Consider the following 14,731-nt stretch of genomic DNA (forward strand, 5'->3'; position numbering starts at 1 on the left):
ATGCCCCCCTCGCTCGCGCTCCCCGATCTCGCCGGCCGCACGATCCTCGTGACGGGGGCGAACGCCGGCATCGGCTACTGGTGCGCAGAGATCCTCGCCGGGCACGGCGCCAGGGTGCTGCTCGGATGCCGGTCGACCGAGCGGGCGGAGGTCGCGGCATCCTCGATCCGCGCGCACGCGCCCGGCGCCGATCTCGGAATCGTCCCGATAGATCTCGGCTCGCTCGTGAGCATCACCGCTGCCGCGGCATCCATCGGCGAGCGCATCGACGCCGTGATCTGCAACGCCGGAGTGAAAGCAGCGGATCGCGGCGCCCGCACCGCTGATGGCCTCGACCTGATGGTGGGCACGAACTTCGTCGGGCACTTCACCCTGATCTCCCAACTCGGCGGCGTGCTCGCCGACGACGCCCGGGTCGTGGCGGTGGGCTCGCTTGCTCATCGCTTCGCCGAGATCGACCCCGCCACGCTCGCGCAGCCGTGGACCGGTCCGTCGCTGCGTCAGTACGGCCGGTCGAAAGCCGCGCTGATGGCCTTCGCGTTCGAGCTGAACCGGCGTTGGAGGGGCTCCGCGCGGTCAGCGCTGTGCGCGCACCCGGGCTACGCGGTCGACCCGCTGACTCCGCACCGCGACGGCCTCGCCGAGGTGCCGACAGTGACGCGCGCCCTCGCCGCACTCAGCCGCCCGCTCGTGCAGGGCAAGGATGCCGGAGCCGCGCCCATCGTGCATGCGGCGGTCGCCGCCGACGCCACGGGTGGAGACTACTGGGGACCCGGCGGGCTGCTGGAGTTCCGCGGGGCACCGAGACGCGTCGCCGCGAGCGCGCAGGTGCGCTCGGTCGATATGGGGGCTGAGCTGTGGTCCGTCGCCGAGCACATGGCGAGCGTGCGGTTCAGGATCTGACGCTCGGCGCGTCGGTCAGTCCGTCTCGAGCACATAGGCGCCGGATGCGTCGGCGAACAGCCCGGTCTGACCGGGGCGCGCCTCGCGCACGAAGTCGGCGACCCACGGAAAGCGCGCGATGAACGAATCGACCGACCACACCTCGTGGTTGGCGGAGTCGTTCATGTACGCCTCTGACTCGAGTCCGGTGACCGACTGCAGGTCGCGCCCGGTGAACGTGATCCACCGCGGCGGATGCTCGGCGTGCAGCTTCGAGAGGAAGACAGGCGCGTTGCCCTTCACCCCTGGGGCTGCGACGACATCTTCTCGCGTGACGTCGAGCAGCGCGTCGACGGAGCCGGCAGCAGCGACCAGTGCCTCCCACCCCTGGGCCGACGCGAACGACGCCTCGCCGTCGGTCAGCATCCGGAGTGTGCGCACGTGGCCGACCACTGCGCCGTCATCGGACCGCACCTCGTCGAAGGATGCTCCCCAGCGCGACGGGCTGACCATGATCGCCGAGATGCGGGTGCCGGTGAGGAAGGACTCGCTGTTGCGCCACGGGGCTCCGACAGGAGGCACCCGCCGATTCGTCGCGATGTCGTCGCAGACGATCCCGAGCGCGATCCGCGCCGCGCCCTGCTGGCCGTCCAGCACCTCGACGGCCAGCTCGACATGCTCGCCAGATTCTGTGGGCATCAGGGAGACGCCCGATGTCATCACGGTGATGGGGCCGCCCGCCGGCCGCTTCTCGACCACGCGGATCGCCCCGCCGATCCGGTCTTCCCACGCGATGGGGTCGGCGTCGAGCGAATCGAAGACGTGTCGGGGGAACTCCAGGCCATCGGTCATGGCCCCAGTCTCACAGCCCTCCGCCGACCCCGGCAACAGTCGAGGCAGCGGCCCCGAGGTCGGTGGCCTACGCCGCGGCGACCTCGCGCGCAGGGATCTCGTCGAGAGATCGATACACGGGCAGGCCGCGCTCGAGGGCGATCTCGACGTCCTTGTCGGCGCCGGCGGAGTCGCCGGGCAGGCGGAGCACCGCGTCGCAGTGCTGCAGCAGTCGGTGCGCGGTCTCGTACATGACGTCGCCCTCGGCAGCATCCGTCTCGTCCATCCCCCGGAGGATCGGCAGGGCTGCCCATTCGCCGATCATGGGCACGTGACCGAGGCGATGGATCGGCGCCGCCGCCTCTTCGAGTCGTGCGAGGTTGCGTGCGATGAGGGCGGGGTCGCCGTCGGTGCCCGAGCGGTAGGGGCCGGCGATCAGGATCAGGAGTGGAGTTGTCATGGAGAAGACTGTAACGTTAACCGTGCAAGAACGTGCAACTTCGCGAAGAAACAAGATTCAGAGGAGCCGGATGCTGGGCGCACAGCGCAAGGACCACCTGCGAGAGATCCTCCGCAGGGACGGCCGCGTGGTGGCGAAGGATGTCGCCGCCGATCTGGGCGTCTCAGAGGACTCGATCCGCCGCGACCTCCGCGAGCTCGCCGACGCCGGTGAGATGGTGCGGGTCTACGGCGGCGCCCTGCCGATTCCGCCGGCCGACCGCCCCGTCGACCAGCGGGCACTGCTCGCCACCGAGAGCAAAGAGCGCGTCGCCCGTCGCGCCGTCGAGCTGGTCGCCCCGGCCTCGACGATCGTGCTGGACGCCGGCACCACGACTCTCGCGATGGCGCGCATGCTGCCGCGCGGCTCCGACCTGACCGTGATCACGCCCAGCCCGACGATCGCCCTCGCGGTCGCTGAGCACTCCGATGCCCGCATCGTGATCATCGGCGGTGAGCTCGCACGCTTCTCGATGGTCGCGAGCGGCCCCCTCGCGATGGAGGCGGTGCAGCACCTCCATGCCGACATCTTCTTCCTCGGCGCGACCGGCATCGACCCGGTGCGCGGGCTGACCACCGGCAACCTCGACGACGCCGTCACCAAGCGCGCGATCGCCGCTCGCTGTGCGCAGACCTACGTGCTCGGCAGCGAAGAGAAGATCGGGGCGACGTCGCGCCACCCCGTGCTCGACCTCGAGGCCGTCGCCGGTCTGGTCGTCGACCCCGTCGACTCGAACGCCGTGATCAGCGAGCTCGCAGAGCGTGTGGCCGTGCTGCGCTGAGCGCGCGTCAGTCGGGCACCTCGAGCTGATCGCTGCGTTGAACGCCGGAAGCGGAAGCGCGGAAAGGAACAACACCACGACTGTGAGGGGCAGCGACGGATACGTGAACACGACCATTTCCTGCCCTAGCGCGAACGCAGCGAGCGCGGTGCCCCCGAGACGGCCAAGCCGGAACCGTGAAGAGAGCGTTCCTGCCATCAGTGCGCCAGCGACGACACCGGCCCCGAACGCTGTCGCGAGAATTCCGATCGCAACAGGCGCTTCTCCACTCTTCTGGTAATACGCGATCAGCGTGAGCGGCAGGACGATGATCGGAAGGTTCGCGAGCCCGGCGACGATCGCTACGCCACGAAGCCCCGGCTGCCTCCAGACGAAGACGAACCCTTCCCGCAGTTGTGCGATGTACCCGCTCGGTGACGGTTCGTATTCGGCTACTCGCGACGGCCCCGGTGTGAAGATACCCGCGACCACATTGAGCGATTTGAGTCCCAAGCGCCCACGCTCCACCCAGCGAATACAGCAGGCCTCCTATAGGTCCGCCGACAAGTCCGGCGCCGGCCTCCCGCTGCGAAACGGCAGCCGCCTGGCCGAGTTGACCACGAGGAACGATCACCTTGACCAGAGCCTGTTCGCTAGGTCCGTCAAGTCCCGACGCGGCTCCCGCGAGCGCCGCCCCCAGAATCAGGACCGGCAGCATTCCCGGCTCAGGGAAGAAGATGGCGAGCAGCGCGAGCGCCCACCCGGATGCCTGCGTGAACGACGACAGACGCAGGACGAGTGACGGTGAATGCCGATCCACTAGCGCGCCACCGAACGCCTGGGTGGCGATCAGAGCGGCATTCGACGCGAAGAGAACCAGACCAGCGAGAGTCGCGGATGCCGTCACCCCGAGGACGAGAGTGGCAACGCCACGTTTCCTATCGCCGACGACAGCTCGTGTCTCGTGGAATCACCACGGTAGGCACGGCCACAGCAGAGGTACCGACACCGCTCGCAGAAGTCGCGGTGCTACATCGGAATGCGATCCGACACCCGGAATCAGGCAGGCAGAACGCACCAGTCGCGGACGATATATGCCAACACGAACGCTCGAAGGGTCTTCACATCACTGCGCTGACGGCTCATCACGGGCGGGACAGATTCGGATGGATGCTGACGACACCCCGCCATCACCGGTGCCGCCCCGGCGGGTCGTCCCCGATCTTCAAAATCGTGCCCGGCGCGGGCCACGCCGGAGCGGCGCGTCAGGTGATCGTCGCGGCGACGATCGTCGGAGTCATGACGGCCACCATCGCCGCGGTGATCGCGTCGTTGACGGCCTTGGCGACGGCATCCCCCGCCGGCGACCCCGCCGTGAGCTCTTCGATCCGCTTCTTGAGGTCGCGCGCCGACATTCCGCCGCATTCGTCGCGCAGGATCGCATGCGCGCAGTTCAGGTTCTGCAGGATCGAGAGCAGCGCCAGGTCGACCTGCGTAGGGGAACCGGTTCCGGCGAGCACGGCGGCGAGTCGGGCGCGCAGCATCTGCTCCGGTGCGGAGTCGGATTCGGGCGTGCGCGCCGCACCCCAGCCGAAGAACCCGCGCTCCCCGCGGATCAGGACGCCCTGTGCGATGAGCGACTCGACCACCACCTCGAGCGGATCGAGCTTGGGCCGCACCACGAGCGACTGCAGCCTCTTGCCCCGCAGCGGCACGAGGCGCTGCAGGGTCGTGTCGAGGATCGGATTGCCGGTCGGCTCGGTCGACACGATGTCGACGACGGGGTTCTTCTCGTCCGAGACCGAGATGCGCCCGTGCAGGGCGAGGTCGACGATGACGGCCGCGACCTCGCCATAGAGGCGGTTCACGCTCACCGGACTCTCGACGCGGCCATCAGGCCGGAGAAGCAGCAGGTGGAGTTCTTCGACGATCAGCATGCATCCACGCTATGACGGCTCTGCGCGCGTCGGCATCCCCCGGACGGATGACTTCGGATGCCGAGCTCGATACCTCGTCCTGTCAACCCCGTCGCCGTGCAGGCGCCGAATCCATAGATTTTCAGGATGACATCCGACACCGCCCAGACGCAGGAGGAGCCGACCCGGCTGCGTCGCGCCATCACCGGCCCCCTCCTGTTCGCCTTCATCCTGGGTGACGTTCTCGGCGCCGGAATCTACGCCCTGATGGGAGTGCTCTCCGAAAAGGTCGGCGGCATGCTGTGGGCTCCGTTGCTGCTCGCGCTCCTGCTCGCCCTGCTGACCGCGGGTTCGTACGCCGAACTCGTCACCAAGTACCCGCGCGCGGGCGGAGCGTCCGTGTTCGCCGAGCGCGCCTTCCACAGCCCGGTCGTGTCGTTCCTCGTCGGATTCAGCATGCTCGCGGCGGGCGTGACGAGCGCCGCGGGTCTGGCGATCGCCTTCGCCGGCGACTACCTGGGCACCTTCTTCGACCTGCCGACGATCCCCGTCGCGATCGTCTTCCTCGCCATCGTCGGAGCGCTCAACGCCCGAGGCATCCGCGAGTCGCTCGGTGCGAATCTGGTGATGACCGCTATCGAGTTGAGCGGTCTCGTGATCGTCATCGTCGTGGTGGGGGTGTTCGTGGCCGGTGGCGGCGGTGACGCCTCGCGGCTCACTCAGACACCGGAGGGGACTCCCGTGGCCATGGCGGTCCTCGCCGGGGCCGTGATCGCGTACTACTCGTTCGTCGGCTTCGAGACATCGGCGAACATGATCGAAGAGGTGAAGGACCCGCGGCGCACCTATCCACGCGCGCTCTTCGGTGCCCTCTTCACCGCCGGCGCGGTCTACGTGCTCGTCGGCGTCGCCAGCTCGATCGCACTGCCGGCATCCGAGCTGCAGGAGTCGAGCGGGCCGCTGCTCTCGGTCGTGGAGGCGGCGGGCGCCAGCATCCCCTCGTGGCTGTTCAGCCTGATCGCCCTGATCGCCGTCGCCAACGGCGCCCTGCTGACCATGATCATGGTCAGCCGCCTGACCTACGGGATGGCGGAGCAGAACCTGCTGCCCCCGGTGCTCGGCCGCGTGCTGCCGAACCGCAAGATCCCCTGGGTGGCGATCCTCACCACGACCCTCGTCGCGATGGGCCTGACGCTGGTCGGCGACCTGGCGACGCTCGCCGAGACCGTCGTGCTGCTGCTGCTGTTCGTCTTCCTGAGCGTCAACGTCTCGGTGCTCGTGCTGCGACGCGACCGGGTCGAGCACGATCACTTCCGCATCTGGACCGTCATCCCGGTGCTGGGAATCGCGTCGTGCATCCTGCTGCTCACCCAGCAGCGCCCCATCGTCTGGCTCTTCAGTGCGATCCTGCTGGCCGTCGGCGGCGTTCTCTATCTGCTCGCCCGCTGGGGACGGAACCGCACCCGGAAGCAGAGCCAGAATGCAGACCCCTCATCCACCACCACGAAGGAGAACCATGAGCACGCCTGATCACACCCCCGAGGCAGACGACGCCATGACCAGCGAAGAGAAGCGACACGACCAGCTGACCTCGGCACCGGAGGCGACCGAGGCCGATGCCGCGCCCCGCATCGAGGTCTCCGAGCACGACGGCAACACCCGCATCGACATCGCCCCCGATGCTGCGGTGCGCCCCGGCCCTGGCCCTGGAGTCGAGATCGACGACGAACCCGAGCGGTAACAGTGCGGGGTGACACCCCTCTCCCGCGGATATGCCGATATATCACAGATGCCCCTGAACGGCAACCCCTGAGCGTATGCTGACATCGAGGTCGTGTCCTCGGCCTCGAGGTCGGTGACAGACGTCGTCACCACGATCGGGGGGATGTCGTGAGCCTCACCGCAGATCCGAGCACTGACACGAGGTCGGACGCCGAGCTGGCCGATGCGACTCGCAACGGCGACGCTCAGGCGTTCGCCGTGCTGTGGCAGAGGCACGCCGAGGCTGGACTCCGGGCGGCCCGCGCGGTGACGCGCTCGATCGACCCGGACGACCTGGTCAGCGAGGCCTTCACGAAGACCTTCAGTGCGATGCAGAACGGCGGCGGACCGACCGACGGCTTCCGCGCCTATCTGTACGCCGCCATCCGCAACGCCGCGGCGACGTGGGGCGGCAAGCAGAAGGACATCCCGATCGAGTTCATCGAGGAGATCCCCGACGAGGCACCCGACGCGATCGAGCAGCTGTCGGACAAAGCGATGCTCGCCGCCGCCTTCAAGAACCTGCCGGAGAACCACCGCACTCTGCTCTGGTATCTCGAGGTCGAGGGCATGAAGCCGCGAGAGATCGCGCCGCTGATGGGACTGACCCCGAACGCCGTATCCGCCCTCGCCCTGCGCGCACGAGACGGCTTCCGTCACGCGTGGCTCGACGCGCTCATCGCCGACCCCTCCCGCCCTGAAGAGTGTCGCTGGGCCTGCGGACGGCTCGTGCGCCGCACCCGCCGCCCGGTCAGTCGACACGAGCGTCCGCGGCTCGAGACTCATCTCGAGGGGTGCGCGGGGTGCACGATCATCGCTCGGGACATCGACACGGCCTCGTCGAAGCTGCGGGCGGTGCTTCTGCCCCTCGTGCTCGGCAGCGCGGGGGCCGCTGCCTTCGCGGCGCTCGAACCCGGCGCCGCGGCGAGCGCAGCCGTCGTCGGACCATCCGCAGTCCTGCGATCCCGGCGCGTTCTCACCCTCGGGGTCGCCGCGGGCAGTGCAGTCGCACTCGCGGCGACCGTCGCGGTGGCGATCGCCGCTCCGTGGGCGCAACCTGCGCCGGACACCGACCGCAGCGAAGCGTCGGGACCGGTCGCCCACCCCGTCGACCCGATTCCCGGCACGTCGCCCACGACGCCGGTCGGCACCTCTCCGACGCCCCCTCCCGTGCCCCCGCTGGTCCCGGCGCCGGTGGAGCCCTCGCCTGAACCGGTGGTCGAGACCACACCGCTGACCTCCACTGACCGAGCCGTTCCGGAGACGAAGCGTCCTCCCGCACCGGCTCCCCCCGCGGCGGCGCCTCCCGCAGCGACTCCGCCGGCCCAGAAGCCGCCGGCGCAGAAACCGCCTGTCGAGACCCCTCCGGCCGAGAAGCCGCCGGTCGAGATCCCCTACGCGTTCAGTCTCGAGCCGGCCGGCTGGGACACGAGCAACCCCCTTGCGGTCTCGGCGCGCGGCACCGGCATCCCCGGCAGCACGGTCGCGATGCTCGACGAGCTCGGTGCGGTTCTCGCCGAGGTGCTGGTCGATGACGAGGGCGGGTTCGAGATCTCGGTCGCGGGCGACGACCTCCGGCAGGGCATGACCCTCACCGCGCAGCACACGTCTCCCACCGGTGACGTCGACCTCAGCGAGCCGCTGGGCCCCGTCGCGTTCCCTGTGCCCGTAATCTCCGGCGGCCCGTCGCGGATCCATCTCGACAGGGCGGATGCCGACGCAGACGGCGAGCGGGATGACGCGCTCGTCTCCCTCGAGGGAATCCCGGGCGGATGGGTGCAGGTGGCTGTCGACGGTGTCGTGAACCCCCACCTCATCGCCATCGACGAGGTGACCTCCGACGACTACATCCCCGACATCCACCTCGGGTTCCACCTGCTGACCCTGCGGTACGTCGACGTGGCGTCGGGCCTGACCGGCCCCGGCGCCGAGTATGCCGTCGTCGTCACCCCCGGTGGAAGATGACGGCCTCCGGCCGAGCGGCTACAGCCACCCCTTGCGCTTGAATGCCCAGTAGAGGCCGACGCCCATCCCCACCATGAGCGCGACCGCCATCGGGTAGCCGAGCGTCCAGTGCAGCTCGGGCATGTGGTCGAAGTTCATGCCGTAGACCGTGCCGACGAGAGTCGGGGCGAACAGGATCGCCGCCCAGCCCGAGATCTTCTTCACCTCGTCGTTCTGACGGATGCTCAGCTCGGTCATCCGCCGCATCTCCTCGTTCTGCCGCCGCGCCACGATCGTCGACTCGACGGTCAGGGCGTTGTCGAGAACCGTGCGGAAAGTGTTCGCGCGCTCAGACACGCGCAGCGTGTGGTCGAGCACGTCACGGAGATACCGCTGCAGCTCCTCGTCGACCTGGTACTTCGCCGATCCGCGCAGCAGCGAGTCGAGCATCCCCGCCAGAGGCTGCACCGCCCGCTGGAAGTCGATCACCTCGCGCCCCAGCTCGTAGATGCGCTGCGTGGCGTCGGCCTCGTCCTCGAAGAGCTGGCTCTCGATCTCATCGATGTCATTCTCGAGGCCGGCGAGCACTGGTGCATACTCGTCGACGACCTCGTCGAGGATCGCATAGAGCACGGCCTCAGGGCCGAGCTTCAGCAGCCCCGGGTCGTCTTCGAGGCGGCGCCGAACGCGCCCGAGATCAGGCGACTCCGCGTGACGGATGGTGACCACGAAGTCCGGCCCCACGAGCACGTGGATCTCCCCGAACTCGACCTCCTCCGCCTCATCCAGGTACCGGGCGGAGCGGAGCACCATGAACAGCACATCGCCGTAGCGCTCGAGCTTCGAGCGCTGGTGACCCGAGAGGGCATCTTCGACGACGAGCGCGTGGATGCCGAACTCGTCGGCCACCTCGCGGATCTCGGCCTCGCTCGGACGATACAGGCCGATCCAGCTCATGCCCCCGCGTTCGCGCAGCACCTCGAAGGTCTCGCTGAGGCTCCGCGGATTCTCGGTGCGGATGCCGTCGACATAGATCGCGTTGTCGATGATCGCCATCGGCGTTCCCTCCATCGGTCGGGGCCGCGGATCAGTCGTCCGCCTCCGAGATCAGCCGGCGGGCGGCGCGACGCAGGGGATCGCGGAATCGGTGATCGCCTGGTGGTACTGCTCGGCCGTGAACGGCAACCCGAACTCGGGCGCCGTCTCGCCTGCGGCTGCAGGGGCCTTCGATGCGATCGCGGCCAGCTCCCATGCCAGGAACATCGCGGTCGTCCCACCGGTCGTCGAGTCGTTGAGCGACACCGCGACCGTGAAGCCGCTCGCAGGGTCGGAGAACGCCGACGTCTGGTACCCGGGGGTCCAGCCCGACTGTCCGATCATCGAGCCCACGAGCAGGGCTCCTCCGGTGGCCTGGAACCACGAGGGCGCCTCGGGGCTCTGCGGCAACGGGGCCCCGAAGCGATTCGGCTCATCCTTCGTCCGCAGCTTCTGTGCGGCCTCGGCCTGGGCATAGCGACCGAGGTCATCGATCGTCGACACGACGCCGGAGTCGGTGTATCCGGTGCTCGACGACAGCGTGGTGATGTCGGTCGGAGCCGCGCAGTTGTATCCGCCTTCGACGGGCGTCAGGTAGTGCCCGTTCATGACCGGACCGGTCGATGGCGCAGCCGGGGCCGGCGAGGGCAGCGACGTGGCGGTGAGGCCGAGCGGCTTGGTCACGTACTCGGCGATCAGTTCGGATGCCGTGAGGCCCGACGCCCGCTCGAGGGCGAGGCCGAGCAGCAGGTAGCCGGCGTCCGAGTTCGTGTACGTCGTCTTCGGCGTGGCGCGCGGGGCGCCGAGCCCATAGGAGGCGAGTTCGAGCGGCGCCCACACGCGCTCGGGGGTGGCGAACCACGAGGCCTGCGCGGTGGCCTCGGACGAACCGGCCCCGCTCGTGCTGTTGCACAGATCGAGGAGCGTGATGTCCTTCATGTCGGCGACGCCCGAGACGTACTCCGGCACGAGGTCGTCGAGTTCGACCACGCCCTCGTCTGCGAGGCCGTAGAGCACGTCGCACGTCATGAGCCGGGTCATGTCCGCGACACGGAAGGCCATGTCGGTGCTGATCTCCTCATCGGAACCGGGGCCCTGCGTGCCGACGCCGGTGACCCAGCTGCCGCTCCAGGGAGCCCAGACGCCCACGACAGCACCCGACGCCCCCGACGCGGCGAGCGCGTTGGCGACGGCCGCCTCCATGGCGGCGACGGTGTCGTCGGGCAGTGCGCCCTCGACCTGAGACGGCGGCTCGTAACTGAACTCCGGCTCGGCGGTGCAGCCGGTGAGGAAGAGTCCGAGCGCGGCGACGCCGGCCGCTGCTGCGCGGAACGTGCGCGACGAGAGAAGCTGCATGAAAGGGGACCCCCGGAAGACGTGTCTCCCGAGTCTAGAACGCCGTTCCTGAAAGAAGGCATCGCCGGGGCCCCTTTAGGGTGATCAGCATGCCCCACATCTTCGAGGCCGACGTCGTCTCCGCCATCCTGCGCCACATGAACGGCGACCACACCGACGACAATCTGCTCATCACGCGCGCCTTCTCGGCCGTCGAGGACGGCGAGATCACGGATGCCGTGATGACGGACCTCGATGGCGACGGCGGCGTCTGGAAGGTCACCCGCTCTGGGGTCGCCTCCGAGCTGCGCATCGCATGGCCCTCGGGCTCGATCACCGAGCGCCCGGCTGTGCGCCGCGAGGTCGTCGCACTCTACGATCTCGCGTGCAAGAAGCTCGGGGTCGAGCCGCGTCCGCACGCATGACGCTCTGAGATATCGGGCTATCGCTCCAGGTTAGGCAACCCTTACACTTGGCACATGTCCGAGATCCTCTCCTTCTCCGCAGCCCTCCGTGAGCGCTCCTCCGGTTCGCACTCGCGCAGCGAGGGGGCGGGCTTCATGTCCGACCTGCTCAAGGGCGAAGGCTCGCGTGAGGACTACATCGCGCTCGTCGCACAGCACTACTTCATCTACGAGGCCCTCGAAGGCGCGGGAGAGCGCATGCGCCGCGACCCCGTGGCATCCGTCTTCCTCAGCGACAAGCTGACCCGTCTTCCTGCACTGGAGGCCGACCTCGAGTTCCTGCTCGGCGCCGGCTGGCGCGACGAGATCGTCGCTCTCCCCACCACGCAGCGCTACGTCGAACGCATCCGTCAGGTCGGCGCGACCTGGGCCGGAGGCTTCGTCGCGCACCACTACACGCGCTACCTCGGCGACCTGTCCGGTGGCATCTTCATCGGACGAGTGATGGCGCGCCGCTTCGGCTTCGAGACCAACGGCATCGGCTTCTACCTGTTCGACGACATCGCCGACCCCGCGGCCTTCAAGGACGTCTACCGCGAGCAGCTCGACGCAGCGCCGTGGGACGACGCCGAGCGTGAGCGCGTGATCGACGAGGTGCTCCTCGCCTACCGCTTCAACACCGAGCTGTTCGAAGACCTCGACCACGCACGCGTCGCCGCCTGAAACGCCTCAGGCCCTGCCGACCTCGGGGGTGGATGCCGCGAGCCACGCGTCGCGCATGAAGCGGCGCACGTCCTCGTCGACCCGGATGTCGCTCGGGCGCAGCGCCCTCGACAGGTAGAGCCCGTCGAGCGACGTGAGTCGCGACAGCGCCACGTAGGTCTGCCCCGGTGCGAAGGCACCGGACCCGAGGTCGATGATGGCGCGGTCGTAGGTCTTGCCCTGCGACTTGTGGATCGTGACCGCCCAGGCCAGACGCAGCGGGAACTGGGTGAACTCCGCGACGACGTCTCGGGAGAGCTTCTTCGTGCTCGGTTCGTACGAATAGCGGAAACGTTCCCAGACCGCGGGCTCGACGTCGACCTCGTCTCCGTCGATCTCGACGCGCACGGTCTCGCCGAGGATCCGGACGACCGTGCCGATCGTGCCGTTCACCCACCGCGGCGGCTCCCCCGACATCGAGGTGTCGTTGCGGAGGAACATCACCTGCGCGCCGATCTTCAGCTTGAGCTCCGACTCGGCGGGCAGCGACGCCTCGCCCCTGCCGAACTCTCCGCTCACCTCGGCCTTCGCCGTCTGCTCCTTGCCGGGAAGCGCCGCGAGATGCCGGCTGTTGATCGTGTTCACGATGTCGTTGCGCGTGGCGAGCGTGATCATCGGCACCTCGCCCGGTTCCGGGTCGGGGGGTGTGCGTGCGCCCTGCGCGTTCAGCACCCCCGCGATCTCGGCGGTGACCCGGCCGTACCGCACCGCGTTCAGCATGGCCTTGAAACCGTCATCCGACTGCCGGTGGATCTGCACGAGCTCGCGCACATGCAGCTCGGCGCGGGTGTCGACGGCGAAGAGTCCCTCGTCCTCCTCCGGCTCCTCACCGCCGGCAGCGCCGGCCCACACCTTGGCGTCGAAGAACCAGAACGAGCGGTAGTGGTCCTTCACGTATCGCAGCTCGTCGCCCCGCGGGGGCACGGGAGCCAGCTGATACGGATCGCCGAACATCACGATCTGCACGCCGCCGAACGGGATGCCGCGCTTGCCTCGCGCCTGCCGGAGGGAGCGGTCGATCGCGTCCATGAGGTCGGCGTTGACCATCGAGATCTCGTCGATCACGAGCGTCTCGATCGCGTTGAGGATGCGTCGCGTGTTGTCGTTCTGATCGATGTCCGAGTCGCCGATCAGACCGATCGGCAAGCGGAACAGCGAGTGGATCGTCTGACCCTCGACGTTCAGTGCGGCGACACCGGTGGGAGCGCAGATCGCGATCTGCTTCTTGGTGTTCCACGAGAAGTACTGCAGCAGGGTCGACTTGCCGGTGCCCGCTCGGCCGGTGATGAAGACATGCTCGCTGGTGTCCTCGATCAGCCGGAACAGCTCTTGCTGCTCTTCGGACAGGGCGGGAAGCGACACGGTTCTCTCACACGGCTGGAGGCGGGAGTGCACGTTGGGACCGTGCCTTCCCATGCTACGTGGCGCCGCCGCCCGGCATCCGACGGACACAGCGATCACCGCCGACGCACAGCGACCCACGCTCGGCTCCGTCCCAGGCCGCGCTTCTAGACTGACGCCATGCAGCAGGTCGAGACGAAGGCGCCCCGGCGCTCCCGCCTCGCTGCCGATCTCACGCTGCTCGCAGTGGTCGGCCTGGTGCTGGTCGCCGCTCTCGGCGCAGGCGGGGCCACTCTCTACCAGCAGTTCTACGGACCGTCGGCCTTCGTCGTGCGGTATCTCGATCTGCTCTCCGAAGGCCGCGCGGCCGATGCCCTCCGCGTGCCCGGCGTCGCGATCGATCGCGAGACACTCGAGGTCGCCGGCATCGGAGCGACGGCGTCAGAGGCTCTGCTGCGGCACTCGGCCCTCGCCCCACTCACCGACGTGGAGGTGCTGTCGGAGAAGCAGGACGACGCAGGCAAGACCGAGGTGACCGTCTCCTTCTCGGCGAGCGGACACGCCGGCACGACCACCTTCACGGTCGAGCAGGACGGCTGGGCGGGCGTCACCCCGAACTGGCGGTTCACGACGAGCCCTCTCGCGGTGGTCGAGCTCACGCTGCGCGGCGCCGATCAGTTCGCCGTCAACGGTTTCGAGATGGACCGCCGCCAGGTGTCGGCTGCGGGCGCGCAGGCCGCTCCGCTAGATCCCCTGCCGCTGCTGGTCTTCACGCCGGGGCTGTACTCGGTCACCGTCGACACGGCGATCGCCGACTCCGACGGTGTCGGCGTCCTCGCAGACACCCCGCTGGCCACCACCCCCATCGACGTGCAGACCGAACCCACCCCCGAATTCGTCGCGGTCGTGCAGCAGCGTGTCGAGGAGTTCCTCACGGGGTGCACGGCTCAAGAGGTGCTGCAGCCGACCGCCTGCCCGTTCGGCCTTGAGGTGTACAACCGCCTCGCGTCACTGCCGAAGTGGTCGATCACGGCTCAGCCCCAGGTCAGCGTCGTTCCTGACGGCGGGCACTGGAAGATCCCCCCGACCGATGCGGTCGCACACGTCGACGTCGAGATCAGGTCACTCTTCGACGGCTCGGTTCAGGAGGTCTCTGAAGACGTGCCGTTCCAGGTCAACGGGTCGATCACGATCCTGCCGGACGGAAAGGTGTCGATCCGCGTCGGATCCCCCGGCGAGGAGCCGACGGGCTGATCCGCCC

14 protein-coding genes are annotated in these 14,731 nt (G+C 68.7%); 8 read left to right on the forward strand and 6 right to left on the reverse strand.

Features of this window, described 5'->3' with window-relative positions; genetic code table 11:
* Positions 1–903 carry an SDR family NAD(P)-dependent oxidoreductase gene (locus ASF87_RS05330; RefSeq protein WP_056374743.1) on the forward strand — a complete coding sequence of 301 codons (903 nt, stop codon included), beginning with the start codon at positions 1–3 and terminating at the stop codon, positions 901–903.
* Positions 904–918: 15 nt separating this feature from the next.
* Here ASF87_RS05330 and ASF87_RS05335 read toward each other — a convergent pair whose 3' ends face one another.
* Together ASF87_RS05335 and ASF87_RS05340 are read right to left on the reverse strand one after the other, a co-directional pair.
* A complete protein-coding gene (locus ASF87_RS05335; protein WP_056374745.1) occupies positions 919–1,734 on the reverse strand; it encodes a 3-octaprenyl-4-hydroxybenzoate carboxy-lyase in 816 nt (271 codons plus the stop codon).
* A 67-nt stretch (positions 1,735–1,801) separates the two neighbouring features.
* On the reverse strand, positions 1,802–2,173 hold the full coding sequence (locus ASF87_RS05340; RefSeq protein WP_056374747.1) for a DUF4406 domain-containing protein: 372 nt from the start codon (positions 2,171–2,173) through the stop codon (positions 1,802–1,804).
* Between the two features lie 70 nt (positions 2,174–2,243).
* Here ASF87_RS05340 and ASF87_RS05345 point away from each other — a divergent pair, with 70 nt between their 5' ends.
* The gene (locus ASF87_RS05345) at positions 2,244–2,993 is read left to right on the forward strand and encodes a DeoR/GlpR family DNA-binding transcription regulator (protein ID WP_056374749.1); all 750 of its coding nucleotides are present in this window, start codon (positions 2,244–2,246) and stop codon (positions 2,991–2,993) included.
* 1,244 nt (positions 2,994–4,237) lie between these two features.
* On the opposite strand, the gene ASF87_RS05355 is transcribed toward ASF87_RS05345, so the two are convergent.
* Entirely contained in the window at positions 4,238–4,909 is a 672-nt protein-coding gene (locus ASF87_RS05355; RefSeq protein ID WP_056374753.1) for a GOLPH3/VPS74 family protein, read from the reverse strand.
* A 126-nt stretch (positions 4,910–5,035) separates the two neighbouring features.
* On the opposite strand from ASF87_RS05355, the gene ASF87_RS05360 reads away from it, so the two are divergent.
* From ASF87_RS05360 to ASF87_RS05370, 3 genes are all read left to right on the forward strand, one after another.
* Positions 5,036–6,418 carry an APC family permease gene (locus tag ASF87_RS05360; protein WP_056374755.1) on the forward strand — a complete coding sequence of 461 codons (1,383 nt, stop codon included), beginning with the start codon at positions 5,036–5,038 and terminating at the stop codon, positions 6,416–6,418.
* Positions 6,405–6,629 carry a hypothetical protein gene (locus ASF87_RS05365; RefSeq protein WP_042541580.1) on the forward strand — a complete coding sequence of 75 codons (225 nt, stop codon included), beginning with the start codon at positions 6,405–6,407 and terminating at the stop codon, positions 6,627–6,629. Before ASF87_RS05360 ends, ASF87_RS05365 begins: the two co-directional genes overlap by 14 nt.
* A gap of 149 nt (positions 6,630–6,778) precedes the next feature.
* Entirely contained in the window at positions 6,779–8,614 is a 1,836-nt protein-coding gene (locus ASF87_RS05370) for an RNA polymerase sigma factor (RefSeq protein WP_056374757.1), read from the forward strand.
* 18 nt (positions 8,615–8,632) lie between these two features.
* On the opposite strand, the gene corA is transcribed toward ASF87_RS05370, so the two are convergent.
* Complete coding sequence (gene corA / locus ASF87_RS05375) at positions 8,633–9,649, reverse strand: magnesium/cobalt transporter CorA (protein ID WP_056374759.1); 1,017 nt, start codon at positions 9,647–9,649, stop codon at positions 8,633–8,635.
* 51 nt (positions 9,650–9,700) lie between these two features.
* The gene (locus ASF87_RS05380) at positions 9,701–10,984 is read right to left on the reverse strand and encodes a serine hydrolase domain-containing protein (RefSeq protein ID WP_056374761.1); all 1,284 of its coding nucleotides are present in this window, start codon (positions 10,982–10,984) and stop codon (positions 9,701–9,703) included.
* An 89-nt stretch (positions 10,985–11,073) separates the two neighbouring features.
* On the opposite strand from ASF87_RS05380, the gene ASF87_RS05385 reads away from it, so the two are divergent.
* Together ASF87_RS05385 and ASF87_RS05390 are read left to right on the forward strand one after the other, a co-directional pair.
* Positions 11,074–11,388, forward strand: a complete 315-nt coding sequence (locus ASF87_RS05385) for a DUF2470 domain-containing protein (RefSeq protein WP_056376351.1) — start codon at positions 11,074–11,076, stop codon at positions 11,386–11,388.
* Positions 11,389–11,442: 54 nt separating this feature from the next.
* A complete protein-coding gene (locus tag ASF87_RS05390) occupies positions 11,443–12,090 on the forward strand; it encodes a biliverdin-producing heme oxygenase (protein ID WP_056374763.1) in 648 nt (215 codons plus the stop codon).
* A gap of 6 nt (positions 12,091–12,096) precedes the next feature.
* Here ASF87_RS05390 and ASF87_RS05395 read toward each other — a convergent pair whose 3' ends face one another.
* Positions 12,097–13,491, reverse strand: a complete 1,395-nt coding sequence (locus ASF87_RS05395; RefSeq protein ID WP_056374765.1) for an ATP-dependent DNA helicase — start codon at positions 13,489–13,491, stop codon at positions 12,097–12,099.
* A 159-nt stretch (positions 13,492–13,650) separates the two neighbouring features.
* Between ASF87_RS05395 and ASF87_RS05400 the strand changes: the two genes are divergently transcribed.
* Positions 13,651–14,724, forward strand: coding sequence for a hypothetical protein (locus ASF87_RS05400; RefSeq protein WP_056374767.1), 1,074 nt, complete (start codon positions 13,651–13,653; stop codon positions 14,722–14,724).
* Positions 14,725–14,731 lie beyond the last annotated feature (7 nt).

The organism is Microbacterium sp. Leaf161 (genome assembly GCF_001423645.1).
Taxonomy (GTDB): Bacteria; Actinomycetota; Actinomycetes; order Actinomycetales; family Microbacteriaceae; genus Microbacterium; species Microbacterium forte.